Origin of the sequence: Paenibacillus sp. D2_2 (assembly GCF_031199965.1) — a bacterium.
In the GTDB taxonomy this organism is placed as follows: Bacteria; Bacillota; Bacilli; order Paenibacillales; family Paenibacillaceae; genus Fontibacillus.
The window spans coordinates 2,108,517-2,133,999 of record NZ_CP133605.1; the positions used below are offsets into that span (position 1 = coordinate 2,108,517).

At 46.7% G+C, this 25,483-nt stretch carries 29 protein-coding genes and 3 pseudogenes; 27 read left to right on the forward strand and 5 right to left on the reverse strand.

Annotation, left to right across the window (positions count from 1 at the left end):
• The first annotated feature begins 145 nt into the window (after positions 1-145).
• From trpE to RE628_RS10560, 8 genes and pseudogenes are all read left to right on the forward strand, one after another.
• Positions 146-1,720 carry an anthranilate synthase component I gene (trpE, locus tag RE628_RS10525; protein WP_309158640.1) on the forward strand — a complete coding sequence of 525 codons (1,575 nt, stop codon included), beginning with the start codon at positions 146-148 and terminating at the stop codon, positions 1,718-1,720.
• A 5-nt stretch (positions 1,721-1,725) separates the two neighbouring features.
• On the forward strand, positions 1,726-2,766 hold the full coding sequence (gene trpD, locus RE628_RS10530) for an anthranilate phosphoribosyltransferase (protein WP_309158641.1): 1,041 nt from the start codon (positions 1,726-1,728) through the stop codon (positions 2,764-2,766).
• The gene (trpC, locus tag RE628_RS10535; protein ID WP_309158642.1) at positions 2,756-3,595 is read left to right on the forward strand and encodes an indole-3-glycerol phosphate synthase TrpC; all 840 of its coding nucleotides are present in this window, start codon (positions 2,756-2,758) and stop codon (positions 3,593-3,595) included. The genes trpD and trpC overlap by 11 nt, the downstream gene beginning before the upstream one ends.
• Positions 3,588-4,226: pseudogene (locus RE628_RS10540) on the forward strand (phosphoribosylanthranilate isomerase); the annotation flags it as partial. The gene trpC and the pseudogene RE628_RS10540, both read left to right, overlap by 8 nt.
• Positions 4,227-4,253: 27 nt before the next feature.
• The gene (trpB, locus tag RE628_RS10545; RefSeq protein WP_309159435.1) at positions 4,254-5,453 is read left to right on the forward strand and encodes a tryptophan synthase subunit beta; all 1,200 of its coding nucleotides are present in this window, start codon (positions 4,254-4,256) and stop codon (positions 5,451-5,453) included.
• Between the two features lie 11 nt (positions 5,454-5,464).
• Positions 5,465-6,269, forward strand: a pseudogene (trpA, locus tag RE628_RS10550) (tryptophan synthase subunit alpha).
• A 29-nt stretch (positions 6,270-6,298) separates the two neighbouring features.
• Positions 6,299-7,396, forward strand: a complete 1,098-nt coding sequence (hisC, locus tag RE628_RS10555; RefSeq protein ID WP_309158643.1) for a histidinol-phosphate transaminase — start codon at positions 6,299-6,301, stop codon at positions 7,394-7,396.
• Positions 7,397-7,495: 99 nt separating this feature from the next.
• Positions 7,496-8,590: a prephenate dehydrogenase gene (locus RE628_RS10560; protein WP_309158644.1), complete on the forward strand. Its 1,095-nt coding sequence runs from the start codon at positions 7,496-7,498 to the stop codon at positions 8,588-8,590.
• Between the two features lie 287 nt (positions 8,591-8,877).
• Here the strand turns inward: RE628_RS10560 and RE628_RS29595 are convergent, their stop codons facing one another.
• Genes RE628_RS29595 through RE628_RS10570 form a run of 3 tightly spaced genes read right to left on the reverse strand, consistent with a single transcriptional unit; the run spans position 8,878 to position 9,821 of the window.
• A complete protein-coding gene (locus tag RE628_RS29595) occupies positions 8,878-9,126 on the reverse strand; it encodes a class F sortase (RefSeq protein WP_375143107.1) in 249 nt (82 codons plus the stop codon).
• Positions 9,102-9,518: a class F sortase gene (locus tag RE628_RS10565; RefSeq protein WP_309158645.1), complete on the reverse strand. Its 417-nt coding sequence runs from the start codon at positions 9,516-9,518 to the stop codon at positions 9,102-9,104. The genes RE628_RS29595 and RE628_RS10565 overlap by 25 nt, the downstream gene beginning before the upstream one ends.
• 51 nt (positions 9,519-9,569) lie before the next feature.
• On the reverse strand, positions 9,570-9,821 hold the full coding sequence (locus tag RE628_RS10570; RefSeq protein WP_309158646.1) for a hypothetical protein: 252 nt from the start codon (positions 9,819-9,821) through the stop codon (positions 9,570-9,572).
• Positions 9,822-9,997: 176 nt separating this feature from the next.
• Between RE628_RS10570 and RE628_RS10575 the strand changes: the two are divergent.
• Positions 9,998-10,506 (forward strand): annotated as a pseudogene (locus tag RE628_RS10575) (DUF3189 family protein).
• Positions 10,507-10,680: 174 nt separating this feature from the next.
• Here the strand turns inward: RE628_RS10575 and RE628_RS10580 are convergent.
• Entirely contained in the window at positions 10,681-11,016 is a 336-nt protein-coding gene (locus RE628_RS10580; RefSeq protein ID WP_309158647.1) for a hypothetical protein, read from the reverse strand.
• 389 nt (positions 11,017-11,405) lie between these two features.
• Here RE628_RS10580 and RE628_RS10585 point away from each other — a divergent pair, with 389 nt between their 5' ends.
• From RE628_RS10585 to RE628_RS10640, 12 genes are all read left to right on the forward strand, one after another.
• On the forward strand, positions 11,406-11,999 hold the full coding sequence (locus RE628_RS10585) for an RNA polymerase sigma factor (protein ID WP_309158648.1): 594 nt from the start codon (positions 11,406-11,408) through the stop codon (positions 11,997-11,999).
• Entirely contained in the window at positions 11,996-12,595 is a 600-nt protein-coding gene (locus RE628_RS10590) for an anti-sigma factor (protein WP_309158649.1), read from the forward strand. The genes RE628_RS10585 and RE628_RS10590 overlap by 4 nt, the downstream gene beginning before the upstream one ends.
• Before the next feature lie 150 nt (positions 12,596-12,745).
• On the forward strand, positions 12,746-13,345 hold the full coding sequence (locus RE628_RS10595) for a histidine phosphatase family protein (RefSeq protein ID WP_309158650.1): 600 nt from the start codon (positions 12,746-12,748) through the stop codon (positions 13,343-13,345).
• Positions 13,346-13,448: 103 nt separating this feature from the next.
• Positions 13,449-14,561, forward strand: coding sequence for a hypothetical protein (locus tag RE628_RS10600; protein ID WP_309158651.1), 1,113 nt, complete (start codon positions 13,449-13,451; stop codon positions 14,559-14,561).
• Between the two features lie 84 nt (positions 14,562-14,645).
• A complete protein-coding gene (locus RE628_RS10605) occupies positions 14,646-15,152 on the forward strand; it encodes a gamma carbonic anhydrase family protein (protein ID WP_309158653.1) in 507 nt (168 codons plus the stop codon).
• Between the two features lie 21 nt (positions 15,153-15,173).
• Entirely contained in the window at positions 15,174-15,356 is a 183-nt protein-coding gene (locus RE628_RS10610) for an IDEAL domain-containing protein (protein WP_309158654.1), read from the forward strand.
• Positions 15,357-15,493: 137 nt separating this feature from the next.
• On the forward strand, positions 15,494-15,925 hold the full coding sequence (locus tag RE628_RS10615) for a DUF2487 family protein (RefSeq protein WP_309158655.1): 432 nt from the start codon (positions 15,494-15,496) through the stop codon (positions 15,923-15,925).
• A gap of 187 nt (positions 15,926-16,112) precedes the next feature.
• Positions 16,113-16,655, forward strand: a complete 543-nt coding sequence (locus tag RE628_RS10620) for a Rieske (2Fe-2S) protein (RefSeq protein WP_309158657.1) — start codon at positions 16,113-16,115, stop codon at positions 16,653-16,655.
• A 16-nt stretch (positions 16,656-16,671) separates the two neighbouring features.
• Complete coding sequence (qcrB, locus tag RE628_RS10625) at positions 16,672-17,343, forward strand: menaquinol-cytochrome c reductase cytochrome b subunit (RefSeq protein WP_309158658.1); 672 nt, start codon at positions 16,672-16,674, stop codon at positions 17,341-17,343.
• A 57-nt stretch (positions 17,344-17,400) separates the two neighbouring features.
• The gene (locus tag RE628_RS10630) at positions 17,401-18,282 is read left to right on the forward strand and encodes a c-type cytochrome (RefSeq protein ID WP_309158659.1); all 882 of its coding nucleotides are present in this window, start codon (positions 17,401-17,403) and stop codon (positions 18,280-18,282) included.
• Positions 18,283-18,370: 88 nt separating this feature from the next.
• The gene (locus RE628_RS10635) at positions 18,371-18,997 is read left to right on the forward strand and encodes a DUF1405 domain-containing protein (protein WP_309158660.1); all 627 of its coding nucleotides are present in this window, start codon (positions 18,371-18,373) and stop codon (positions 18,995-18,997) included.
• A gap of 243 nt (positions 18,998-19,240) precedes the next feature.
• The gene (locus tag RE628_RS10640) at positions 19,241-20,134 is read left to right on the forward strand and encodes a sporulation protein YpjB (protein ID WP_375143067.1); all 894 of its coding nucleotides are present in this window, start codon (positions 19,241-19,243) and stop codon (positions 20,132-20,134) included.
• A gap of 43 nt (positions 20,135-20,177) precedes the next feature.
• Here RE628_RS10640 and RE628_RS10645 read toward each other — a convergent pair whose 3' ends face one another.
• Complete coding sequence (locus tag RE628_RS10645; protein ID WP_375143068.1) at positions 20,178-21,035, reverse strand: YitT family protein; 858 nt, start codon at positions 21,033-21,035, stop codon at positions 20,178-20,180.
• 180 nt (positions 21,036-21,215) lie between these two features.
• Between RE628_RS10645 and RE628_RS10650 the strand changes: the two genes are divergently transcribed.
• Genes RE628_RS10650 through bshA form a run of 6 tightly spaced genes read left to right on the forward strand, consistent with a single transcriptional unit; the run spans position 21,216 to position 25,320 of the window.
• Positions 21,216-21,548 (forward strand): nucleotide pyrophosphohydrolase, encoded by a 333-nt coding sequence (locus tag RE628_RS10650; RefSeq protein WP_309158663.1) that lies wholly within the window; start codon positions 21,216-21,218, stop codon positions 21,546-21,548.
• A 57-nt stretch (positions 21,549-21,605) separates the two neighbouring features.
• Positions 21,606-22,139 (forward strand): tetratricopeptide repeat protein, encoded by a 534-nt coding sequence (locus tag RE628_RS10655; protein WP_309158664.1) that lies wholly within the window; start codon positions 21,606-21,608, stop codon positions 22,137-22,139.
• 22 nt (positions 22,140-22,161) lie between these two features.
• Positions 22,162-22,968 (forward strand): 4-hydroxy-tetrahydrodipicolinate reductase, encoded by an 807-nt coding sequence (dapB, locus tag RE628_RS10660; protein WP_309158665.1) that lies wholly within the window; start codon positions 22,162-22,164, stop codon positions 22,966-22,968.
• Between the two features lie 13 nt (positions 22,969-22,981).
• Positions 22,982-23,401, forward strand: a complete 420-nt coding sequence (mgsA, locus tag RE628_RS10665; protein ID WP_309158666.1) for a methylglyoxal synthase — start codon at positions 22,982-22,984, stop codon at positions 23,399-23,401.
• A complete protein-coding gene (bshB1, locus tag RE628_RS10670; RefSeq protein ID WP_309158667.1) occupies positions 23,401-24,114 on the forward strand; it encodes a bacillithiol biosynthesis deacetylase BshB1 in 714 nt (237 codons plus the stop codon). The genes mgsA and bshB1 overlap by 1 nt, the downstream gene beginning before the upstream one ends.
• Positions 24,115-24,162: 48 nt before the next feature.
• A complete protein-coding gene (gene bshA / locus RE628_RS10675; RefSeq protein ID WP_309158668.1) occupies positions 24,163-25,320 on the forward strand; it encodes an N-acetyl-alpha-D-glucosaminyl L-malate synthase BshA in 1,158 nt (385 codons plus the stop codon).
• The last annotated feature ends 163 nt before the right edge of the window (positions 25,321-25,483 follow it).

Consider the following 25,483-nt stretch of genomic DNA (forward strand, 5'->3'; position numbering starts at 1 on the left):
GTATGCCTGACGGTTTAGTACAGGATCAGACATCACTTCATACTGCGAATCTAAGTAACCTCTACTTCGGTAGAGGTTTTTTTGTTTTCCTATAAGAGGAAGTTCAAACCGTTTATAAATATTGAGAAGAAGGAAGTGATCGAGCATGACAACCCCACAGGTTGAGCAGGTAATTGCACTGGCGAAAGAATATAACTTGATTCCGATTGTGCGCACATTACTGGCGGATATGGAGTCGCCTATTCGTATTTTTCGGCGAATCGCTGAGCGGGAACGGGCATTTTTGCTGGAAAGTGTAGAGGGTGGCGTGAACTGGGCGCGCTATTCCTTCATCGGCAAAGATCCATTCATGATGATTACCGCTAAGAAAGGCCAGCTAGTTGTAGAGCGCGGCGGTGTCAAGGAGAAGAAACAGTCGCAAAAGCCTGTAGAGGAGCTTCGCTCCATCCTAAGGGGATTTCGAAGCCCGATGCTTCCTGAATTGCCACCATTCACCGGAGGAGCGATTGGTTTCTTCGGATATGATCTGCTGCAATACTATGAGAAGCTGCCGGAGCACCGGATTGATGATCTTAATATGAATGACCTGCAGTTCATGTTCTGCGATCAGATTATCGTATTCGATCACGTGAAGCAGCGTATTCTGCTGATTGCCAATGTGCATGTCAAGGATGGCGATCACGAGGAAGATATCCGCATGGCTTATCGTGAGGCAGAGCTAAAGCTTGATGAAGCAGCTGCTTTTCTACAAGAGGAGGATCCGGCCGAGAAGTTCAACCGCAAGCCGATTCCTTCGCAAGTAGAACTCGGAGATGTACGTTCCAATCTGACAAAGGAGCAGTTCATCGCGAACGTTGAGAAAGGTAGAGAGTATATTCGGGCAGGTGATATATTCCAGGTTGTATTATCGCAGCGGTTCCATATAGAGACAGATGTCGATCCACTTCATGTATATAGAGTACTGAGGACACTGAATCCCTCACCATATATGTATTATCTCAAAATGGACGACGAGATTATTGTTGGTACTTCGCCTGAAGTGCTAGTGAAAGTGGAGGGAGATCGCGTTGAGACAAGACCGATTGCTGGTTCCAGACCGCGCGGCGCTACCCCTGCAGAGGATCTAGCGCTCGAAACCGAGCTACTGCAGGATGAGAAGGAACGGGCGGAACATCTGATGCTAGTTGACTTGGGACGCAATGATCTCGGCAGAGTATCAGAGTTCGGCAGTGTAAAATGTGACTCGTATATGAATATCGAACGCTATTCGCACATCATGCATATGGTCTCCAAGGTATCCGGTAAAATGCGGAGCGACAAGGATTTCTTCGATGCTTTTCTGTCCTGCATGCCAGCGGGAACCGTATCAGGCGCGCCGAAGTTGAGAGCGATGGAGATTATCGCCGAGCTGGAGCATCAAGCTAGAGGAACTTACGCAGGAGCGATCGGCTATCTCGGTTTTTCGGGGAATATGGATTCTTGTATTACAATCCGAACGATCGTATTCAAGAACGGCAAGGCTTATGTGCAAGCTGGGGGCGGGATCGTATGGGATTCTATACCGGAGAATGAATATGAGGAATCAGTCAATAAGGCGAAGGCTTTGTTAACGGCGATACGGATTGCTGAGCAGATGTTCCCGGTACCGGAGAAGGATGAAGCGGTAATCAATCAGGATTATTTATATGAATATACGCCTGCAGGGCTAAGAAGGGAGTAGAGAATATGAACGGACAGCAAATTGTGCAATCCGGGTTACAGCGAGTCATTGCCGGCCAGCATTTGGCGAGACAAGAAGCGAAGGACGTTATGGAAGTCATTATGAGCGGTGAATCAACTCCGGCGCAAATTGGCGGTCTTCTGACGGCACTTAGAATTAAGGGTGAGACGATTGAGGAGATTACCGGATTTGCCGAGGCCATGCGCTTACAGGGGAACCGGATGCACACAGAGACAACACGGCTGTTGGATACTTGCGGCACCGGTGGCTCTGGAATTCATAAATTCAATATTTCAACGACATCGGCGATTGTTGCCTCCTCGGTGTCTGTTCGGGTAGCTAAGCACGGCAACCGCTCTGCTTCTGGTCGTGCTGGCAGCGCGGATGTGTTAGAAGCGCTAGGAGTGAACATCCACCTGGATCCAGATCAGGCGAAGCGTTGCCTGGACCAGATCGGAATCTGCTTCCTGTTCGCGCAGATTTATCATCCGTCTATGAAATACGCGGCAGGACCGCGCAAGGAATTGGGAGTACGGACCGTATTCAATATGCTCGGTCCGTTGACGAATCCTGCCGGTGCTGATCGGCAAGTGTTGGGAATATATGATGCCGACAAGACTCAGACGATTGCTAGCGTGCTTCGTGAGCTAGGTTCCAAGCGTGCGCTCGTCGTAACGAGTCAGGAAGGGCTTGATGAGATCAGTATCTCATCGCCAACCCGAATCTCCGAACTTAAGGACGGAGAAGTAAAAACTTACGAGATCCAACCGGAGGATATCGGTTTAAAGAGTTATCCGCTTAGCGAGATGATGGGAGGAGATCCTGCTACGAACGCTGAGATCATCTCGCGAGTGCTTCAGGGTGAGAAGGGGGCATATCGTGATGTGGTGCTGGCGAATGCAGGGGCTTGCATTTATGTGTCCGGTCTGGCTGACAGCATTCGTGAGGGAGTCGTCATTGCCGCCGAGTCGATCGATTCAGGAAAAGCTTCCAGTAAGTTGGAACAGCTTATTCATACAACGGAGGAATTTAGTTATGTATCTTGATAAAATTGTGGAGACGAAGAGACTGGAAGTTCAGAAGCTGACCGACCGGTTAACACGAATGGAAGCAGAGCGTCAAATCGCTCTGCTTCCGCCAACACGTGGATTTCATCGGGCACTCTCCGTAAGAAACAAGCGGGAATTAGGGCTGATCGCCGAGGTGAAGAAGGCATCACCGTCCAAAGGGTTGATCCGTTCCGATTTCAATCCAGTGGAGATCGCGCGCAGCTATGAGACTGCAGCAGCGGATTGTATTTCGGTCTTGACCGATGAGATCTACTTCCAAGGAAGCAGCTCCTATTTGCAGCAAATCCGTGATCATGTTAAGCTTCCGCTGCTGCGTAAGGACTTCATCATCGATGAAATTCAGATTTATGAGGCAAGGCTCCTTGGCGCGGATGCGATTCTGTTGATTGCAGCGATCCTGGATGACGGGCAGCTTCGTAGATTTATGCGGACGGCCGCCTCTCTAGATCTGGACGTTTTACTTGAGGTTCATGATCGGAATGAAATGGAACGGGCTTTATCGCTAGGAGATGCGCCATTAATCGGGATTAATAATCGTAACCTGCATACCTTTGAGACGCGGCTTGAGACAACGGCTGAATTGTCCTCGATGGTACCTGCAGAGGTGACATTAATTAGCGAGAGCGGAATTCGTACTCCTGAGGATGTTCGGTATTTGGCTCAGGCAGGTGCGAAGGGACTCCTCATTGGCGAGACTTTTATGAGACAGGCTCGTGTTGATCAAGCGGTGAATGAGTTGATGGGCGCGCTAGAGCAAGATGGCGTTCGAGCTGTTTTCGGAAAGGGCGTTCATGAAAATGAATGAAACTACAATAAAAATATGTGGACTTCAATCCGTTGAAGTGCTAAAATCGATGATACATTTACCCGTGGATTATGTTGGATTTGTCTTTGCCAAGAGTAAGCGACAAGTGAGTGCAGCCCAAGCGGCTGAGCTAACGGCGCAGCTCAAGGAATGGAAGACATCAGAAATCCCAAAGAGCGTTGGCGTATTTGTAAATCCCGAATTAACGGAACTTTCCGATATTGTAAAGACAGCCGGGCTGGATGTCGTTCAACTGCATGGCAGTGAGAGTCCAGAGTTTTGCTTGGGGATACGGGAACGACTGGGTGTTCAGGTGATCAAGGCCTTCTCCGTACAGGAGAGCGGGTCATTGAGCGGAGAACTGAAGATCGAAGATTATGCAGGTGCTATAGACGGCATTCTGTTGGACACATATGACCCGATTTATGGCGGCGGTTCGGGGATCTCTTTTGCCTGGGAGAGGGCTATACCTTATCAAGCTTGGGCCAAGGCACAAGGCATTCCTTGCTGGATCGCTGGTGGGCTTAATCCCGATAACGTAACTGAACTGATGAGGAAGATACAACCGGAAGGCGTAAATGTCTCGAGTGGTGTAGAGATAAATGGAAGCAAGGATATAGATAAAATAACAGCATTCGTGGAGAGGGTGAAGGGAAAGATGGCACAAGTTCCTGATGAGAACGGGCGGTTCGGTCCATTTGGTGGCCGCTATGTCCCGGAGACGTTAATGAACGCGTTAATTGAGCTTGAGGAATCCTACAATAAATACAAAGATGATCTCGATTTTCAATCGGAAATTGCTTATTTACTGAAACAGTATTCTGGTAGGGAGACCCCATTATATTATGCGGAGCGGTTGACGGAGAGTTTGGGCGGGGCGAAGATCTACTTGAAGCGTGAGGATTTGAACCATACCGGAGCCCATAAAATCAACAATGCGATCGGTCAGGGAATTCTGGCAAAACGTATGGGTAAGAAAAAAGTCATAGCTGAGACAGGAGCAGGCCAGCACGGCGTGGCTACGGCTACGGTCGCAGCACTGCTCGGTCTGGAGTGCAAAGTGTTCATGGGAGAAGAAGATACGAAGCGTCAACAGCTTAATGTATTCCGCATGAAGCTGCTCGGGGCAGAGGTAGTACCTGTCGTGTCCGGAACACGCACCCTGAAGGACGCTTGTAACGAGGCTTTGCGCTATTGGGTCAGTCATGTCGAGGACACCTTCTATATTCTTGGCTCGGCTACTGGACCACATCCGTATCCGATGATGGTTCGCAATTTCCAGCGGATCATCGGCGATGAGACCCGCCGCCAGATCCTGGATGCTGAAGGTAGACTGCCGGATATGCTCGTCGCAGCGGTTGGCGGTGGCAGCAATGCAATCGGTATGTTCTATCCATTTATCGAGGATTCGATGGTGCAATTGATTGGTGCAGAGGCAGCTGGCAGAGGCATTGATACGGAGTATCATGCAGCAACTATGACGATGGGAAGCAAGGGAGTATTCCAAGGCTCGCTTAGTTATTTGCTGCAGGATGAATATGGACAGGTTAAGCCGGCGCATTCGATTTCAGCCGGTCTCGACTATCCGGGTATCGGACCTGAGCACTCTTACTTAAAAGATATAGAACGAGCGCGTTACTATCCGATTACCGACAAGGAGGCGCTTGAGGCTCTGCAGTTGCTAAGCAGAACAGAAGGAATTATCCCTGCGCTGGAGTCGGCACATGCTGTAGCTCAAGTTATGAAGATGGCGCCGGAGATGAACAACGAACAGATCATTGTTATTTGTCTGTCAGGGCGCGGTGACAAAGATGTAGAGTCGATCATGGCTTACACTGAAGGGGGAGCTGCGCTATGAAGACTGCGGAAATGAATCTGATGGATCAGACCTTTGCCCGGCTTCGCAAGGAAGGCAGAACAGCACTGATTCCGTTCATTACGGTTGGCGATCCTGATGTAGAGACAACACTGGATATATTACAAGCAGTTGAGCAGGCAGGTGCGAACATCGTTGAGCTAGGCGTCCCTTATTCCGATCCATTAGCTGATGGTCCCGTTATTCAGCGTGCTTCTGAGCGTGCACTTGCCTATCATGTAACGATCGAGACCTGCATCGATGTAGCCCGCCAAGCTAGAGAACGGCATTAAAATGCCGATTGTGCTATTTACTTACTTCAATCCGGTTCTGCAGACAGGGCTTGAACGCTTCTTCCAGCTCGTTAAGGAAGCGGGAATTAGCGGGCTCATCATTCCCGATTTGCCGTATGAGGAATCGGAAGAGGTCTTACAACTGGCTGATGAGGCGAATGTTCATCTCGTGCCTCTTGTCGCTCCGACCTCGAATGAACGGATTCATCGCATAGTGTCCCGGGCACGTGGATTCATATATTGCGTATCCTCGCTCGGCGTTACAGGAGAAAGGGCTTTTTTTGCCCAAGGAGTGGATGATTTCATCAAGACCGTGAAGGACGACACCGATCTTCCTGTCGCCGTTGGCTTCGGCATTTCAAGTCGAGAGCAGGCTCAGCATTTTGCTGAGTTCTGTGATGGGGTCGTAGTCGGTAGTGCTATTGTGCGTACTATCGAGGAAGCATTACCATTATTACAGAGTGAAGCGACGAAGGAGCAGGGCTTGTTGCAAATTCGTGACTTTGTGGCAAAATTAAGAGTGTAATTTCATTTAGAACGAAGGGAGAGATATACATGTTGCCAAAACCGCAAATTGTGAACCTTCCGGTCTACCAACCTGGTAAGCCGATCGAGGCAGTCAAGCGGGAGCTTGGTCTTACTGAAGTTATCAAGCTCGCATCTAATGAGAATCCATATGGCTGCTCCCCTCGCGTTCGTGCAGCGATCGAAGCGGAGCTTGCTAATATCAGCATTTATCCTGACGGAAGTGCGGTGGAATTAACCGAAGACTTAGCGAGTCATCTTGGGGTAAATTCTAATCAAATTATTTTCGGCTGTGGTTCGGATGAGATAATTGCCCTTATTACCAGAGCTTTCTTCCTTCCGGGAGACGAGACTATCATGGCGGATCAGACTTTCTCCGTCTATAAGAGCAATGCCGATATCGAGGGCGCAGTCAGCATCGAGGTTCCTCTGCTAGAGGGAACGCATGATCTGGAGGCGATGCTTCAGGCGGTTAATGATCGAACCAAGGTTGTATGGATCTGTAATCCTAACAATCCGACGGGGACTATCGTACCTAAGGCGGATTTGATCGCTTTTCTGGACCGTATTCCTGGCCAAGTGCTCGTCGTTTTGGATGAAGCATATGCCGAGTTTGTTACTGATCCGTCTTATGCAAATGGTATCCAGTTGTTGGATAAATATCCGAACTTGGTTGTGCTGCGCACATTCTCTAAAATCTACGGTCTGGCCTCCTTGCGCATAGGTTATGGTGTGGGCCAGCCTGCCGTTATCAAACTAATCAATCAGGTGCGTGAGCCATTCAACACCTCCCGAATCGGTCAGGCTGCAGCGAGAGCATCAATTGCAGATCATCAGTTCGTAGTAGAATGCCGCGAGAAGAATGCCAAAGGAATTGAATACTTATATGGTGAATTCGATCGTCTGAAGCTGTCATATTTCCCGGCTCATGGCAATTTCATTATGGTTGACGTGGAGACTCCCGCACAAGAGATGTTCCAGGAACTGCTTAAGCTAGGAGTCATTATACGTGGTGGCTTCTCTAAATATCCGAATTACATTCGGGTAACGGTTGGTTCAGAGAACCAGAATCAGAAGTTTATTGCGGCTCTGGAGCAGGTGCTTCAGCAGCGCAAGGTACGAGTCTAGCGAATGCATACATCTAGCCATAAATGACCTCAATGAGCTTTGACCAGTATCCAGTTAAATATGAAGTAAATAATCTTAGTAGAAATTGAGTGAAAATTTATGACTACAAAAATTGCAATATTTGGTGTAGGGTTGATCGGTGGGTCGCTTGCCCTTTGTTTCCGCGGCAAGCCAGGGATTGAGGTTGTTGGCCACAGTCCCCGTTCCGGATCGCTTGAAGTGATGCTGGATCGCGGTGTCGTAGATGCCGCGACCCTTTCTATGGAAGAAGCGGTGCGTGACGCCGATTTTATCTTTCTGTGTGTCCCAGTAGGTAATCTGGAAGAGTACCTTGAGCAGCTGTATGAACTGCCGCTTAAGCCAGGCTGCATTATTACAGATGTAGGTAGCACGAAGGCCTCGATCGCTGCTGCGGCAGAGAAACTGTCACGGCCGGACGTGTATTTCATCGGTGGCCATCCAATGGCTGGCTCAGAGAGATCTGGTGTGGAGGCGGCCTCGACACTGCTGTTCGAGAATGCTTACTATGTTCTAACGCCAGCAACCGGTGTTCCAGATGAGGCTTTTGTCAAACTGGAGCAACTTCTACAATATACAAGGGCGCAGGTCGTACGGGTTAATCCTGTTCAGCATGATGAGATCGTTGGTGCGATTAGTCATTTGCCGCATATCATTGCGGTAGCGCTTGTGAATCAGGTGTGTAATTATAATGCTTCCAACGGCTTGTATCGGACCCTTGCTGCAGGTGGATTTCGCGATATTACGCGGATTGCTTCCAGCGATCCGATCATTTGGCGTGATATTCTGCTAAGCAATCGCGACGTGGTACTGTCGCTGCTTAAGGATTGGAATGAAGAGATCGGTGGCTTTATCTCCATGCTGGAGGACAGGAATGGGGAGGGAATCGTCGATTCCTTCGTCAAAGCAAACCGATTCCGTAGCGAGCTTCCTGAGCGTCGTAAAGGCATGATCTCATCGCTGTTCGATTTGTATATCAATGTCCCAGACCATCCGGGGATTATCGGACTTATTACGACGGAGCTTGGTGATCAGAACATTAACCTGAGCAATATTCAGATTGTTGAGAGCCGAGAAGATGTGCCTGGACTGCTACATTTGTCCTTCCGTCAAGAGAGCGCTATGGAGCGAGCCAAAGAGCATTTGCAATCGATGGGCTACACCGTATATGTCTGATTACTATTCTTATAAACATAACGAAAAGCGGGGTCTGTGTGACCCTGCTTTTTGATTTCAAAACCCAAATACATCATATGGAAAATTTGTAGTTTACCTACAATGTAAGCGCTAAAAAAATGTGTTGACAGAATGAAAACGGATACATTATAATAAAAGCACAGTATGGTTTCTCTCCACTCCTATCCAATATCTGTTGCTCGCTAGTGAGCATGCGTCACTTCAATTACGAAGTGACGTTTTTTTTTTATTTTGGTTAGTAGTACTGCTCGTCCGCTAAAATTATTTCAGCAATTGGGCGAACACGACGAGACGCATCTCATGCTCTTTTTCTTACGACTGTATCTTCCTGTGCAAGTAATCAGATTGAGTCTGTGCTCGTCCGTATCACCGAAGATTCTTTCCAGTGGTGCTTCAGCCGTAATGAAGGTTTCGACGCTATCAACAACATAAGTCAGACGTTGACCTGTGTTATTTGAGACGATGATGACGTCACCTGGAAGGAGCTTCTTCAGATTAAAAAAGATGGCTGGCAGGTATAGCTGTCCACATGCCCGTCCATATTGACATTACCCTTGGCTCCGGGAAGGACCCCAGGCTGAAGAATGCCTGCGATATTAGTATCCTCAGGTACATCCATTTGTCCATTTTCTGTAACGCCAACTGGCATGATTCGTGCAAAGACATTAATACTTGGGATATATAGATGATTAGGCAAGAATGGCTCAGTAGGGGGAGTATGTACTGAGTATTCGGAAGCCTTATGTGAATCGTCAGTCTGTATTAAATTACTATCAGTCGCCACCTTGGACGAAGCCTGAGGAAAATCGGTTGGAGCCTTCTGTATTTGTGCAGAGTCTGGGGCTGAACAGCTTGAGCAAGTAAAGGCAATAAGCATCGTAATTATCGTGAGCTTCCATCGTAGCATTTTCATCTTGGTAAATAATAGAAAGAGGGGGAGTTCCCTCTCTCAGCTCCTCTATTCTGTTTGTTCGCTTGCGCCACCGAAGCCTGTACGAGGCATTTCAGTAGCCTTTGTCTTGATGCTCTTTGCCTTGATACTCTTCGCATGTACTTTATGCTTTGCTGCTTTTTCCTTATGCATGTGCATTTTGTGCTCATGTGCTTTGTGCTCATGCGCCTTAGTCTGATGGGCAGGAGCGGCAGAAGCAGCTGATGCGAATGAAAGCAGAAGAGTAGCGGACAGCAGGACAGCTGACAGTTTTTTCATTGGCGTTTCCTCCAATACATATTTTATTCCCCGCGAATTATCGTCCCCCAAAATATCTTTTATATATATGGGAAAATACGGTGTCTCCACATCTTGAATTAAGACATCAAAGAATATCTTGAGAGATAACAGGATACATTGAACTTTAATAAATACTTATGAAGGGAACAGGATGCATGATTTACATTTACAACTGTTATGGGGGAACACATACATCTGTTCTAGCTGCAGCTTATCACTTAAACCGATTGCCGCGAGATCGCAAACCAACGAAGGAGGAGATATTGAATTCGTATTTGTTCGATAAGCTACTTCCGCAGGAACAGGGCAGATTGATTCACCATGGGCGGGATGATCAAGGTAATGAAGTTTATAGTGTAGGGAGGGGGAATTCCAAAGCGGTTATTCCGGCTATCTCCGGCTCGTTCCAGCTGTTGGCGGATAAGAAGAACTGCCGGAGAAGGTTGTAATTTCCAACACTTCACCAACAGTTCCTTGGGTGATGACAATGGGGGGCTTCTGTTCAAGACAGCTCAGACTAACGACTATTGGCCGGGCACTACTGGTGCTGGGGGCTCAGCAAACATATAAAAATATAATACAGTTGGTTGAGGCAACGACCCGAGCAGGCGATACCTTATCTCCAGAAGTACAGGTGCTGAACAATAAAGAAATGAAACCCTAAGACGCGTAATACAAACAGCTTAAAGCGGAGTTGGTCCAGAAGTGTAATCGGCAATCTCCGTCGATCCGAAGAATATTAAGCCAAAAACGACTATCAAAATAACAAGCTCAGCAAATCCTACGCCATCAAACTCTTCCAATTTTGAGGCCTCCTTACGATTAAAATATGAGCCATTTAATCTGTCATTTTCTTCATTGCGGCAAATACATCATTTATTGTGAGATCGCCATTGTTCTGAAAAAATGAAACAAGCGTATCTATGTTCGATCCGTTGCCGGAGCCGAGTGTTTTGTATTGGCCAATCAAGCTGATGACGACAGAAGCTTCTCTGAACAATTCGACCGAGTCCACTTTTAATTTGCCAGTTAACAGCAGGGCGGCAACAGCGGCTTCAATGCTCCCGGGCTTTTGTTGTTTTGATTTGGAAGATTTACTGTTAGAATTACTGTTTGAATTGCCATTTTTAGAGCTGCCATTTCTGGCTTTGCTGCCTTTGCCGGGAGAAGACATGCTATTACCTTCTTCCGTTTGTGAAATTGTGGATACGCACTTAAAGTGCTTGTTCAAAAAGTTCGAATTTTTTTAGCGAGAAGGTAGATGAAGTTAGGGACGGGCCACTTTTTGAACTTCCTATAAATATAATTTATGCCGTAATGAAGGTTAATGTTATCCTATTCGGCTAGATGAAGTTGTCTTAGCCTAGACATATTTTTATACTTCCTCCTTCTATGGTATAATATTGAAGGATTGCAATATGAATTGATAATGACGTCATCATATGGATGTTTTTTAAATATATTACATAAGCAAACCGCAACTTTTTTAATCCTGTTCGGTAATAATGTATAAGAATCGAACGGGGAATAAGCGCATGGATGGGCGAGGAGGTTCGCACTTAAATGACGGATTCCCAGATGATTCGTGAAATAAAAGAAGGCAATACCGAGTTGTACTCGGAGTTGATGCGAAGGTATCAACGCAAAATTTTGGCATTTGTATATCACATGTTAAAAAGCGCTCAATTGGAATTGTTGGCAGAGGATATTTGTTCTGAGACTTTTTATAAAGCATTTCGAAGTTTGCACTCATTCCGTGAAGTTGATGCTTCCTTCTCTACCTGGCTTTATACGATTGCAAGAAATACAGTTTTAAGTGAATTGCGTAAGCAGCGAAGCGGCAATGTGCCGTTAGAAGAGAGTGGATACATACCGGTTGCTCCGCACGAGCTTGTTCCTGAGCAGGCAGTTCTGCGAAATGAACGCGTTGTCCTCGTGCGCGAAGCGATTAACAACCTTCCGGAAAAACAGCGATCGGCGCTTATATTACGTGAGTACGACCAGCTGGACTACCAGGAAATCGCAAGCATTCTCGGTCAAAGCGTTAGTGCTGTGAAATCCTTGTTGTTTCGAGCACGCAGCAGCGTAAAAAGTCAGCTTGAACCCTATTTCTATGAGCCGAGCTTCGAGCATTATGAAGGGATGAAAAGCAGATGAATTGTAGTGAGGCGGAGCAATTATTTCCACTACTTCCGGATCTTCCGCAGGATGATCCACTTAGACAAAGGTTGGAATGGCATGTCTTGGGTTGTGAAACTTGCGCGGTAGAATATCGTTTCTGGCAGGAAAGTCTGGAGGTAGTTCATGATCTGCCGTTCGAGATAACTGATGAACAAGCCGAAACCGTTAACCGTAGGGTGATGGACAGGATATACTCGGAATCCCCCTGGCTTGCTCCAGATGTGCGGGACCCTGGGTACCATAAACGAATCAGCAGGCGCGTCTCATTATGGGCGGCATGCTTCCTGGTGGTATTTCTGTGCAGCGCATTACTGTTCGTGATGGGTGGAAAATTGGAGAACGACTCGAAGTATGAATCTTTGACGGGTGTTCTGCCGACCGCGGTAGCAGCAACCGATAGTGAGAAGATTAGCAATGTCTCCTTTAGCCTGCCGACCGAAGTCCGTGGCTTTGTTGATCCGTTTGTAGTGCAAATGGGCCCGACCTATCCTCAGTATTGGATGTACTTATCGATGGGGGGCATGGTTCTTGCCATCGTATCCTGGAAGGGTATCCGCCGCTCCAAGAGATAACGTGATATCTGCTTAGTATAGAGACGCTTCTTCTCCGGAAGAAGTGTTTATCTTTGTAGAGGGGCTTCATCCAACCTTCTCGGTGCTGAAAACTGATCTTTTTGAACAAATATAATTTTTTTATAGTCTTTCATTTTTGGGAGGTTGATTATGCTAGTTGGCTTGATACGTCATGGATTAACAGACTGGAATAAGATCGGAAGAATTCAAGGGCAGAGTGATATTCCTCTGAATGAAGAAGGGCGCAGTCAAGCGAGAAAATTAGCGGATCGACTGCTTACGGAACAAGAGTATCAATGGGATTTCGTCATTACGAGCGGTTTATCTCGGGCTCAAGAGACGGGAGAGATTATTGCTAAAGCTTTGAATATTCCGTTATATGATCCTGATTCAAGATTGATTGAGAAAGCCTTTGGTCAAGTAGAGGGGTTAACAGCTCAGGAGCGGGAGACGCTCTGGGGTGTGGATTGGAGGCAGTTAGAACTCGGTCAAGAGAGCGATGAAGCGATTCAAGAGAGGGCTTTATCATTTATGAAAGAGATCGGTGAGAAATATAGCGACAATAATGTGCTTGTGATCTCCCACGGTGGCTTGCTTGCTCAACTATTTACAGCTTTATATCAAAATAAGTGTACGGAGCGAATCGGCAATCTGTCCTTGACCATATTAGAGAAAAATGATCACAATTGGGATATGCGCCTCTATAATTGTACGCGCCATCTTGAGGATAAGCGAGATTTTATTGAATGACCTATTTCATGTAGAACCGCCATAAGGGCTGGTTTTTTTAGTATGAAGGAATAATTACCGTCAAATTTCCCATAATGGTATTAAAACGGCGAGGCGGTAACCTATGAATCTGGCGGATATGCTAACTTATGCTGATATTGCACAACTCAGCAGAATAGCGAACCATTATCAGTGCGATTGCAACGGAAACTCCAAGCATGAACTGATTCAATCCATCCTGCAGACAGTAGGGCGGCGCGGCTTCATCGAGCATCATCTGGATGAAATGAGCATGGAAGACTTACGTTTTTTGAACGCCCTTCTGTTCGATGGCCGGAAGCAATTCAGTCTTGAGGATTTACTGGCTTGTGCCAAGCAGTCGCGAGCGGCAAAGATCGAGCGCAATCAGGAGAAGGAACAAGAGCAAGAGCGTGAGAATCCCCGTGAGGTTATCTCGCGGTTCAGACAGCGCGCCTGGCTATTCCAGGGAGCAACACCTACAACTCGTTACTTATTCGAGGTTCCTGATGATCTGCGGCGTAGATTCCGTGAGGTAATGGTGAAACGCATGAGATCAGAGGTTGTACTGGCAGAGCAAGAACCGGTTATATACCGGGAAGAGTCTGACCTTATGTCGACCGATTTACACTTGTTCCTGGAATATGTTCTGAACCATAGTGTCGCTCTTAATGCGGAAGGGGTCATGTATCGGCGCAGCCAATTACAGATCATGGAGATGCTGCATGTGAGCGAGCCGCTAGTTGGCAAAGGCTGGAGATTTGGTTATGGCCGCCGCTTCAAGGATTATCCAAGTCGTTTCTCACTGCTATATGACTACGCCTATCATATCCGCCTAATTAAAGAGGAAGGAGACAGCTTGAGGCTCACCTCGAGCGGCTTGTCCTACCTCAAGGAGGAACATGGTGATACGATGCTACAGTTCGTAGTCTTCTGGTTAAGGCTATACAAAATACCGATACCGAATCTGCTCTCGATTATTTATTGGATCGAAAGATCTTCTGCGGACTGGGTAAGTGTAGCATCATTGTATCAGAAATTAGAGTCCCTAATAGCTGCATTCTTCTATGATACTCCCAAATCAATATTCGAAGAGCGGATTCTTCGAATGATGCTGCATCTGGGTATGATCCGTATCGGAGAGAATGGAGATGGGGAACGGTATGTTCAGACTACCGGATTTGGCAAGATGGCAACTGGGCAGTTGCATAAGGATTAGGCAAGGTAATACTTATCCTCGTTGACAACAGTGTATCGTATTGCTACAATCACTCCCAACTAAATGGCGGGAGAGTGATTCGTAGTGCTGATTGAATACCTAGGAAGAAGACCAAACCTGGATCCGTCGGTATTTGTGGCCGAGGGGGCGAAGGTTATTGGCGAGCTAACAGTTGGTAAGGATTCGACAATATGGTACAACGCGGTGCTCCGGGGAGATCTAGCGCCTATCATAATAGGTGAGCGCTGCAATATTCAAGATGGCGTCATTGGGCATGTTAACACCGCTCAGCCGCTAATTGTTCAGAGTGAGGTATCTGTGGGTCACGGTGCAATTATTCATGGCGCAACGATAGGCCAAGGTACATTAATCGGGATGGGGGCTATCGTCTTAAACGGCGCTGACATCGGTGAATATGCTTTAGTAGGAGCAGGATCTTTAGTAACAGAAAATACGAAAATTCCACCCTATACTCTTTCACTAGGCACTCCTGCAAGAGTCGTACGTGACTTAACAGAAGATGATTTGCTTAGGATGAAACGGACGATGGAAAGTTATGTAGTGAAAGGCCAAGAATATAGGATCTCTTGACAATGCATGGAGGTGCATCCTATGGATCAAATGAAGGTTACTTATGAAGCGATGCTCAGTTTAGCGGCGGAGATGGTCTGGGATGAGGCGCTGCGCAAGCACAGGTCAGAGCAAATATATAGCGAGATTGATTCTGCCCTGGCAAAAGGCGATGAGGTGGCCTTCCGACTTCTTACGGATGAACTGAAGACATTGAAACATTAGAGAAATGCCGTTCGGCATTTCTTTTTTTGTAATAGGGCGTGGACGGGGGACTATTTCTTTATCGGTTGGTAAATTTGCCCTTCAAATGTGACATCTCTGTGACTATAATAAGAGTGATACTAGGGGAGGAATGTTGCATGAAATTTAGTGAGATAGAGTCAACAGCCTGGGAGGAACTCCGTCCTTATCTGGACACTTGCCTACTTCCGGTCACCGCACTAACGGGGTTAGAGCAACCGTTTGAAGTGACGGACAAATTAGAACGGCTGAGGGATATTATGGATTGCGTCGAGATTCCGTTCAAAGGGAGGGTCGTTACTTATCCAGCTTTTCAATATGGTAGTACAGAGATCGCGGAGCTTATCAATGACGTATGTCGTAATATCAAATTATCTGGATTCAAGTACGCCATTGTAATATCAGCTCAAGCAGAGTTGAAGACAGAAGCGTTGAATGATGCGGATCTTATCCTTACGGCACTAGATTATCCGAACTATAAGACGCCCGAAGGAGTAGAACAGATTAGACAAGCAGTTCAAGCACTATGGCAAAGTTCTGAGTCGGATTAATTGTGACAAATTATCGACATTTTGGAAGCAAACCTACTGTTTATCCTTGGAAAATATGTGTCAAATTCTTGACGCTCTCAAAACGCTAATATATTATTAAACTGTCTTACATATTCATGTGATTATTGTCATTGAAAAGGGAAGATCATTAAAGATCAATTGGCGAAAAAAGGGGGTTGAAGACATTATGAGCAATCCGCATGACGAGCATGAATCGTCGCATAAACCGCCCATCCGTAAGGAAATGTCCCGGCGGCAGTTTCTTACATATACCTTGGGAGGCGCTACTGCATTTATGGTAGGTGGAGTGACGCTTCCGATGGTTCGCTTTGCCGTAGATCCGATTTTGCATAAAAAGGGCGAGGGCGCTTTCATTAAAGTGGTCGAAGCCAGCAAAATAACGAATGAGCCGCAAGAGTTCAATTTTGAACTTCCACAGCAGGATGGCTGGTATTCCAGTGTCGCCTCGCTCACGGCGTGGATTCGTAAAGACGAGAGCGGCAAAATTTATGCGCTTTCACCGATATGTAAACATTTAGGATGTACGGTCGGTTGGAACAATGACAAGAGTTTTCCTAACGAATACCACTGTCCTTGTCACGGAGCGCACTATACGAAGGACGGTAAGCAACTTGCAGTTGCACCGAAACCGCTTGATGAGTATAAGGTTATGCTCAAGGATGATTGGGTCTATCTCGGCGACATTGTTGCCAATACAAGAGTGAAGTAAGGAGGCGTAGATTCGGATGTTTAAGAATATGTATAACTGGATTGACGAACGTCTCGATATCACGCCGATCTGGAGAGATGTTGCTGATCATGAAGTACCAGAACATGTTAACCCGGCGCATCATTTCTCCGCCTTTGTGTATTGCTTCGGTGGATTGACGTTTTTTATTACTGTTATCCAGATTTTGTCGGGAATGTTCCTGACGATGTATTATGTACCTGATATTGTGAATGCTTATGCCAGTGTTGAATATTTGCAGACCCAGGTTGCCTTTGGGCAGATCGTTCGCGGGATGCATCACTGGGGAGCAAGTCTTGTTATCGTAATGATGTTCCTACATACGTTGCGCGTATTCTTTACTGGTTCTTACAAAGCACCACGTGAAATGAACTGGGTTGTTGGGATGCTGATCTTCTTCGTCATGATCGGGCTCGGTCTGACTGGTTATTTGTTGCCATGGGATAACAAATCCTATTTCGCAACCAAGGTTACGCTGGAGATTGCTAATTCAGTTCCGGTACTGGGACCGATCATTAAGGAATTGCTGCAAGGTGGAACTATTGTCGGTGCCGAAACGCTGACCCGCTTCTTCGCGATCCATGTCTTCTTCCTTCCGGCAGTACTGCTGCTCTTACTGGTAGGACATTTTATCATGATCCGCAGACAAGGGATCTCCGGACCTCTATAAGTGTGAGTTCATGAACAACCTCTATTTAAATATTAATGAATGAAGGGAGGCATTTACATGGCTCACGGAGACAAATCGAAAGAAAAAGTCGTATATGTCGGTGATTCTCGTGTTCGTAAAGGCGATGGCTTTGTTACACCTCCCGACTACACGGCTTATCCCGGAAAATCAGAAGCGTTCATTCCGAACTTTCTGCTGAAGGAATGGATGGTTGGTGTTGTCGTGCTTGTCGGGTTCCTCGTGCTCACGATTTCCGAACCGGCACCGCTCGGATTTCCGGCTAACCCTAGTGCTCAGGTCATTCCAATGCCAGACTGGTACTTTCTGTTCCTGTACCAATACTTGAAATATCCATATGCTTCTGGAGATTTTGTAGTTCTCGGAACGCTTGGGATTCCAGGTGTTGCCTTTGGTTCTCTATTGTTGGCTCCATTTCTCGATCGTGGCAAGGAGCGCAGATTCTATAAGCGGCCGATTGCGTCGTCGTTGATGCTTCTGTCGATAGCATCGTTGGTCTATTTGACCAATTTCGCCTGGACGCACTATCAACACGAGCTGAAGGCTTCAGGCCTTAAGCCGGAGCATATCCAGCGTGAAGAGAAGGCGCGTGAGAATCGGGAGAAGGGTCTACCGACAACGAATGCCGTTCAGAATAAAGAGATTGCTATCGTTGACAAGGATGATCCAGCGATGGAATCCTTTAAGAAGGCGACCTGTATCAGTTGTCATGGCGGAGATTTGAAAGGTGGAGGTGGGCCATCGCTACGCGGTATAGGTGATAAACATAATAAAGATGAGATTCTGACCATTATTAAAGAAGGCTTTAATGGTAGAATGCAACCAATGTATGATACTGCGAAAGCGAATGGCTTAAGCGATGATGATATCGATCATCTAGCGGATTGGCTTGCGAAGCAGAAGGCTGAAACTGTAAAATAGTAATAGCTGGATGAACCTGATCGTGAATACGATCAGGTTTTTACATATCTATCGGGCTAGTCCCGCCTAATGGAGAGGAGAATAAGGCTTGAGGCTGTCGATTTTGTGGAGCAAGTCATTGCTCGGGAATAAATACATATTATGGTGTCTATTTATTGTGAATCTGCTCGGAACGATCTACGGATATATTTGGTACGATGATCAGCTGCGGATGACGTGGGAGACTCAGCCGCATTGGTTGATTGTATTTGTTCCAGACAGTCCTACAGCTAGTTTGTTCTTTACTGCAGCTCTATTATTTTTATTATTCCCTAAGAAGTTAGGCAAATTCTATTTCATCCGTACGATAATTGAAGGATTAGCTGTCGTAACGAGTATCAAATACGGAGTTTGGGCGGTCACGATTATTTTTGCAGGAGCAGCCCAGGGAAATGCACTGGGGTGGCAGGATTGGATGTTGGTCGCATCCCATCTGGCTATGGCGGTCGAAGCTTTATTATATGTTCGCCTGTTTAAATTCGGCACATTGATGCTGATAGCTGCGTGGTGTTGGGCGCTATTGAATGACCTGATTGATTACAGCTTCGGGGTTTACCCGTGGTTGCCAGAAGTACTATGGAATGATGTGAACACGGTGATGATCTTTACCTTTGCCCTAACCTGCGCCAGTGCACTTGCTGGTTGGATGGCGCTCAAGGCGGCAAAACGATGGTAGTAAGCTTATAGTACGTGTTCAAAAAGTTCGGTTTTCAGCACCGAGAAGGTTGGATGAAGCTAGGGCATGAGGAGCGTAGCGTACGTGTTTTGTACGTGAGCACCGGAAGGCCCGACTGAATTCAAGATTCAATGTCGAATAACTCTCAGTGTTATTTCGTGATCAAAAGCGGACTTTTTGAACTACCTCTACAGATCAGGTTCTAAGCGTGGACAGCCTACCATAACATGATGGTAGGGAGGGATGTCCGTGAAATGGAAAGGATCTAGTCTATTAGCCGCTTTGTCTATTATCCTGCTGCTCCTGCAAGGATCCCAGGTTTATGCTGACGAGCTACCGGTCGCATCGACTGCGGATGTCAAAATAACGGAGCAGGAAAGAGCAGACAAGCTACGGCAACTGGAAGAGGCAACGGAGTTGTTATATCAAGACATGCAGCAGGGCAATACACAGAGAGCGAATCAGGATATGGAACAAGTCATTGAAGCGCTGGAGCGCCTGTCCTTCAAAGGGTTGACTTCGGTAGAGGGAATTCATGCTCTGGCTGAGAGCATTATGGATGTTAAGGAGACTTTGGCCAAGGCCGTAGATGGGCAAGAGGAATGGATTAGTTCATCTGCGCGGCTTAGGCTAGCTGTGAACAGTCTTACTCACCCGAAGCAGGCAATGTGGCATCAGTATTATAAAGTGTTGGGTGAGGATTTACAGCGAATGAACCAGGCTCATAACACAGGGAGCGGAGAGGCATTAAGACAGGCCTATCTTAGCTTGAAATCACATTACGAATTGATTCGTCCGGCAGTCGTGATCCGTAAGGATATTACAGAGATCAACCGCTTTGATTCCTGGTTGTATTATGTTGACAGCTTAACGAATGATACAAAAGCAGATACATCTGTACTAACTCGTACTCTGTTGCAAGGAGAAGCGTTGGTTAAGGAGCTGTTCGGCAAAAAGGGGGATGAACAGGTCTTTCTCCCAATCGCCGGATATGGAAATCCGTGGAACTGGAGTCTGCTCATCGGTGGTTGGATACTGCTAGCCTTGTTCTATACGGCTTACCGAAAATACCGGGCGAACCAGACGGTGATCACGATTCCTGGTAATAAAGAAAAGAATGATCGCTTCCGCTTCTAATCAATTTAAGAGAGGTGCCCATCAAAGATGGGCACCTCTTTCATTATTCTTCGCGAAAGCCCTCTCCGTGAACATCGCGAACATCGCTTATGATAATAAAAGCTCTGGGATCCACCGATTTAGCGATGCTCTGAAGACGTCTGATCTCCTGTCGTGATACGACACAGTAAGCCATTGGTTTATCCTGCTTAGAATAGGCTCCTTTGGCGGGAATCAGTGTGACGCCTCGCTCTAAGTCATTCGTGATGATATCTGCAATCGCCTCAGCATGGTCACTGATGATCATGAATGCTTTGGCTGAATAGGCGCCCTCTTGAATAAAATCGATCACTCTGGAGGCGATAAATACGGCAACGAGCGTGTATAGAATATTTTCCTTACGTACATAAAAGAGAGATAAGCCAATGATGATTACATCGATGCTGAGGATGACCTGTCCCATGCTGAAACCAAATCTGCGGCCAAGAATCCGAGCAATTATATCGGAGCCGCCAGTCGTTCCACCAAAGCGGAAGACAATGCCAAGACCAACGCCAAGCGTTACACCTGCATACATCGTAGCGAGAATATAATCGGTCTCTAACATTTCGATCCAGCCTTGGCTGAGAATATGTTCGAATACCCATAAGAAGAAAGAGAGGGAGCAGATCCCAATACCGGTCAGAATCATCTGCCGCCCGCCGAGAATTTTCCAACCCAGCAGGAATAGGGGGATGTTAATAATTAAGTTCGAAACAGACGGAGAGAAACCGAAGGCGTACTTCAGCAGAATTGTAATACCGGTAACTCCGCCCTCCATAAGCTGATTCGGTATTATAAAATATAGTAGGCCAAAAGCATAAATGGCTGTTCCAATAATAATCGGAACAACGGATCGCGCATAATTTGTGATATTTTTCATATTACTCATTTCTTCCTTTACTGGTGAGTAGTATAATCAATTTACGCAACTCTTTCATAGAGGTTGTTCTAGAGTCCTTTTTGAGCACGCACTCATAGTATATCTCTAAAAAGAATTTGTTTTCAATTTCCTGTTACGATAACATAAGAATTAATTTAGACAACAAGTTGGGGTGATAGGATGAATGAGAAATCTCTAGCTGAGATGCAGCGCGAAGTGGACAAGTATATTTCGCAATTCAAGGAAGGGTATTTCAGTCCACTGGCATTAATCGCGCGGATGAGTGAGGAGCTCGGCGAGCTTGCCCGAGAGGTCAATCATACATATGGAGAGAAGCCCAAGAAGCCGGACGAGCCGGAGGGCTCGATTGAGCTGGAATTAGGAGACATTCTCTTTATTACGATTTGCTTCGCCAACTCACTCGGAATTGATCTAACGGAGGCTCATGATAAAGTGATGCGAAAATTCTCGACCCGTGATGCGGATCGATGGACGAAAAAGGACACCGAATAAGGAGCACCTTCATATGCTGTATTAATGAATCAGCCCATTTTGGTTAGGGGGCAGCAGATGAAGGTGAAACAGTATTTAAGCGAAGCGTATCGCAGCATTTATGAGAATGATTTTGAGAAGGCACTCTATTGGTTTGAACAGGCACTAAGTATTGAACCGGATAATGCTGATCTTCATTATCGCCATTCGATCACTAGCGCCCGCAGCAATTGCCTCGACAAAGCACTAGTACATGCTAGCATTGCGACGACGCTTGCGCCAAATCATAAAGAATATGTGCTGCACTTTGATTGTTTAAGGGCAAAAGAGCTGCTCGGGATTGCCAGAAGGCATCTAGAGGGGGCAGCAGATGATACGATTAACCGATCTGAACGGGCCGTCCGTTTGCTTGCACGGGCGGGTGAGCTGGACCCTTTATCCGTCGAGGTACAGGCATGGTTAGCAATTGCATATGGTGAGATGGGGAGATATGATGCCGCCCTGTCTGCTCTACGCGAGGCTTACTCATTGCCTCAGGACGAAGTGGTTACGAGGCAACTCGCTGAATTGGAACAACAACTGGAAAACAAATTGAATCAGTCATCAACTTAGTTCAAGTGAAGGGGGATTAAAAATGGGGGAACAAATTAGAGTAGCCGTTGTCGGTGCAACCGGCAAAATGGGCAAAGAAGTCGTTAAGATGGTGCTTAAGGATTCAGAGCTTCAATTGGTAGCGGCAGTAAGTCCATCAGAAGAAGGATTGGACGCTGGAACATTGGTTGGTAAGTCGCAATGCGGAATCGCGATTACATCTGATCTGGAACTTGCTTTGCTTGAGAGTAAGCCGCAAGTTATGGTTGATTTTACAACACCTAAAACTGCATATGCCAATACTGAATTGGCGATCAGACTTGGAGTATCTCCGGTGACCGGTACGACCGGCTTTACGCCGGAGCAGATCGAGCATCTGGACAAGCTGTGCCAGGACAAAGGAATAGGCGGGCTCATCGCTCCCAATTTTTCCGTCGGCGCTATTCTGCTGATGAAATTTGCGGCCGAAGCGGCTAAATACTTTCCAAATGTGGAGATTATCGAATATCATGGGGATCAGAAGCTTGACGCGCCTTCCGGAACTGCGATCAAGACGGCCGAATTAATCTCGAACAACCGTAAGGAACATAGACAAGGCAATCCAAATGAAGAGGAGACCATTGAAGGGGCGCGTGGGGGTTATTACAATGGCTTCCGGATACATAGCGTTCGTCTTCCGGGGATCTTTGCTCAAGAAGAGGTCGTATTCGGGGATTTTGGCCAGACTTTGAAAATTCGCCATGATTCTTATGATCGCGCAGGATACATGCCTGGTGTTAATATAGCAGTGAAGAAGGTTCTGAACTGTAAAGGAATGGTTTACGGTTTCGAACATTTTATGGAAGAGTAGGAGATGAGACAGAATGCTTAACGTTGCATTTATTGCCCACGACAGAAAGAAAGAAGATATCGTCAATTTTGTAGTTGCTTATGAACATGTATTTCAAGGGAAAAATTTATATTCAACGGGGACGACTGGACAGAGAATTATGGAAGCTACCAGTCTGAAAATTCATCGTTTCTTATCCGGTCCTTTGGGCGGTGATCAACAAATCGGGGCGCTGATTGCCCAGAATGAAATGGATCTTGTTATTTTCTTACGCGATCCGCTGATGGCTCAGCCGCATGAACCTGACATTACCGCGCTGCTTCGTCTCTGCGATGTGCATGGTATTCCAGTTGCTACGAATATGGCTACGGCGGAAATTCTCGTTCGTGCCCTGGATCGTGGAGATTTTGCTTGGCGCGAACTGGTTGAATTGATGAAACCGGAGTTGAAGTAATGAGCGAACCGCTTGATATTTTAATTTTTGGCGCACATGCGGATGATGCCGAGATTGGAATGGCCGGTACAATTGCCAAGCAGGTTGCTGCCGGGTATAGAGTCGGCCTTTGCGATCTGACGGAAGCTGAGTTATCCTCTAACGGCAATGTTGAACTCCGCAAGCAGGAGGCCGTTGCAGCTGCTGAGCTGCTTGGGGTCACACTGCGCCTGAACCTCGGATTGCCAGATCGCGGCTTGAACGGTTCTGCAGAGCAGATCGCTGCGGTTACTGCGGTAATCCGTGAATATCAACCGGCGATTATTTTTGCGCCTTATTGGGAAGATCGTCATCCAGATCATATTGCTTGCAGTAAGCTGGTTGAGGATGCTGCATTCAATAGCAAATTGCGCCGTTATATGCCGGACAAGCCTGCAGTGGCTGCGCCAGAGCTTTACTTCTATTTCATTAACGATTGGAGAACTCCTGACTTGCTCGTGGATGTAACGGACAATTATGCGATGAAGGAGCAAGCCCTGGGTTGCTACCGCTCGCAGTTTGGAACAGAGCCGAAGGAGGAAGAAGTAGCACTTACGCCGCTGAATCAAGGATATGTAGAAAGGGTTAAGGCCCGGGATTCATTGATTGGTCAGCGTAAGCTTATTCCTTATGCCGAGGGGTTCGCGGTCAAGACCCCATATATTGTTAATCTATTTGGAACTCGGCGTTCATAAGTTATATAGGAACATATCGACCACTACATTATAAGGAGGCCCCCGCCAATGAACCAGCATTTAAAAATTGGCATAACATGTTATCCTTCACTGGGAGGTTCGGGGGTTGTTGCGACCGAACTTGGTAAACTTCTAGCAGAGAAGGGCCATGAAGTTCATTTCATTTGTCATGGAGTACCTTTCAGATTAGGAAGTTTCCATAAGAACATAATTTATCACGAGGTTGAGGTCAGCGACTATTATGTGTTCCGCTATCCGCCTTACGATCTATCTCTGGCTACGAAGATGGCTCAGGTTGCCAAGACGGAGAATCTCGATATATTGCATGTACACTATGCAATGCCACATGCGGTATGTGCCTTTCTGGCCAAACAGATGGTCGGTGACCGGTTAAAAGTGGTTACGACGCTACATGGAACGGATATTACCGTGCTTGCTCAAGATGAATCGCTTAAGGATCTGATCCGACTGGCTATTAACGAAAGCGATGCAGTTACTTCCGTATCGCGGGATTTAATCAGAGAGACTCGTGAAGTCCTTGATATATCGAGGGATATCGATTTGGCATACAATTTCGTGGATGAGCGTGTGTACTATCCTAGACCTTGTCTGGAGTGCCGTGATGATTTTGCTGCTCCCGGGGAGAAGGTGCTTATGCATATCTCTAATTTCCGTCCCGTCAAACGAGTTAGCGATGTAATCGATATCTTCGGAAAAGTAACTACCAAGATTCCTTCCAAATTGCTGCTCGTCGGCGAAGGTCCCGACTTGCCTAAGATTCAATGTAAGATCAAGGAGATGGGTCTTAGTGATAAGGTACACTTCCTTGGCAAACAAGACGATATTGCTCATGTCATCTCGATGGCAGACGTTCTGCTACTACCTTCGGAGAAGGAGAGCTTTGGTCTTGTTGCCTTGGAGGCGATGGCCTGCGGTGTACCGACAGTTGGATCGATAGCAGGCGGTATTCCGGAGCTCGTCACCCACGGAGATACCGGTTTCCTTGCTCCTATTGGTGATACAGATCAAATGGCTGAGTATTGTATCTCACTGTTCTCTGACACCCAGCTGGCGGAGCGTGTGAAGATGGCTTGTCTGGATCGCGCGAGAAATGATTTCAGCAGCGACCGGATTACCTCTATCTATGAAGCGATCTATTACCGTGTGCTGAATCGCGAAGTGCCTGGCCTCACATCGGTAAGCTAATCTCCTCTGGTTGCTTCGTCCCATTGGATATAGGCGAGTGAAGCGTAGGGAGAGGAATCGTATATTAGCATGGAGGCTTGCATTGTAATGAATTCATGGAAACAGGTAGACCCCCTGATGTATCGTCAGGGGGAAGCGGTGTTATATACACTGATCGCTCATG

What these genes read in the sequence shown, in the direction of transcription:
- trpE (WP_309158640.1), top strand. Translation starts at nt 146, where the DNA reads ATGACAACCCCACAGGTTGAGCAGGTAATTGCACTGGCGAAAGAATAT.
- trpD (WP_309158641.1), top strand. Translation starts at nt 1,726, where the DNA reads ATGAACGGACAGCAAATTGTGCAATCCGGGTTACAGCGAGTCATTGCC.
- trpC (WP_309158642.1), top strand. Translation starts at nt 2,756, where the DNA reads ATGTATCTTGATAAAATTGTGGAGACGAAGAGACTGGAAGTTCAGAAG.
- trpB (WP_309159435.1), top strand. Translation starts at nt 4,254, where the DNA reads ATGGCACAAGTTCCTGATGAGAACGGGCGGTTCGGTCCATTTGGTGGC.
- hisC (WP_309158643.1), top strand. Translation starts at nt 6,299, where the DNA reads ATGTTGCCAAAACCGCAAATTGTGAACCTTCCGGTCTACCAACCTGGT.
- RE628_RS10560 (WP_309158644.1), top strand. Translation starts at nt 7,496, where the DNA reads ATGACTACAAAAATTGCAATATTTGGTGTAGGGTTGATCGGTGGGTCG.
- RE628_RS10565 (WP_309158645.1), bottom strand. Translation starts at nt 9,518, where the DNA reads ATGCTACGATGGAAGCTCACGATAATTACGATGCTTATTGCCTTTACT.
- RE628_RS10570 (WP_309158646.1), bottom strand. Translation starts at nt 9,821, where the DNA reads ATGAAAAAACTGTCAGCTGTCCTGCTGTCCGCTACTCTTCTGCTTTCA.
- RE628_RS10580 (WP_309158647.1), bottom strand. Translation starts at nt 11,016, where the DNA reads ATGTCTTCTCCCGGCAAAGGCAGCAAAGCCAGAAATGGCAGCTCTAAA.
- RE628_RS10585 (WP_309158648.1), top strand. Translation starts at nt 11,406, where the DNA reads ATGACGGATTCCCAGATGATTCGTGAAATAAAAGAAGGCAATACCGAG.
- RE628_RS10590 (WP_309158649.1), top strand. Translation starts at nt 11,996, where the DNA reads ATGAATTGTAGTGAGGCGGAGCAATTATTTCCACTACTTCCGGATCTT.
- RE628_RS10595 (WP_309158650.1), top strand. Translation starts at nt 12,746, where the DNA reads ATGCTAGTTGGCTTGATACGTCATGGATTAACAGACTGGAATAAGATC.
- RE628_RS10600 (WP_309158651.1), top strand. Translation starts at nt 13,449, where the DNA reads ATGAATCTGGCGGATATGCTAACTTATGCTGATATTGCACAACTCAGC.
- RE628_RS10610 (WP_309158654.1), top strand. Translation starts at nt 15,174, where the DNA reads ATGGATCAAATGAAGGTTACTTATGAAGCGATGCTCAGTTTAGCGGCG.
- RE628_RS10615 (WP_309158655.1), top strand. Translation starts at nt 15,494, where the DNA reads ATGAAATTTAGTGAGATAGAGTCAACAGCCTGGGAGGAACTCCGTCCT.
- RE628_RS10620 (WP_309158657.1), top strand. Translation starts at nt 16,113, where the DNA reads ATGAGCAATCCGCATGACGAGCATGAATCGTCGCATAAACCGCCCATC.
- qcrB (WP_309158658.1), top strand. Translation starts at nt 16,672, where the DNA reads ATGTTTAAGAATATGTATAACTGGATTGACGAACGTCTCGATATCACG.
- RE628_RS10630 (WP_309158659.1), top strand. Translation starts at nt 17,401, where the DNA reads ATGGCTCACGGAGACAAATCGAAAGAAAAAGTCGTATATGTCGGTGAT.
- RE628_RS10640 (WP_375143067.1), top strand. Translation starts at nt 19,241, where the DNA reads ATGTCCGTGAAATGGAAAGGATCTAGTCTATTAGCCGCTTTGTCTATT.
- RE628_RS10645 (WP_375143068.1), bottom strand. Translation starts at nt 21,035, where the DNA reads ATGAAAAATATCACAAATTATGCGCGATCCGTTGTTCCGATTATTATT.
- RE628_RS10650 (WP_309158663.1), top strand. Translation starts at nt 21,216, where the DNA reads ATGAATGAGAAATCTCTAGCTGAGATGCAGCGCGAAGTGGACAAGTAT.
- RE628_RS10655 (WP_309158664.1), top strand. Translation starts at nt 21,606, where the DNA reads ATGAAGGTGAAACAGTATTTAAGCGAAGCGTATCGCAGCATTTATGAG.
- dapB (WP_309158665.1), top strand. Translation starts at nt 22,162, where the DNA reads ATGGGGGAACAAATTAGAGTAGCCGTTGTCGGTGCAACCGGCAAAATG.
- mgsA (WP_309158666.1), top strand. Translation starts at nt 22,982, where the DNA reads ATGCTTAACGTTGCATTTATTGCCCACGACAGAAAGAAAGAAGATATC.
- bshB1 (WP_309158667.1), top strand. Translation starts at nt 23,401, where the DNA reads ATGAGCGAACCGCTTGATATTTTAATTTTTGGCGCACATGCGGATGAT.
- bshA (WP_309158668.1), top strand. Translation starts at nt 24,163, where the DNA reads ATGAACCAGCATTTAAAAATTGGCATAACATGTTATCCTTCACTGGGA.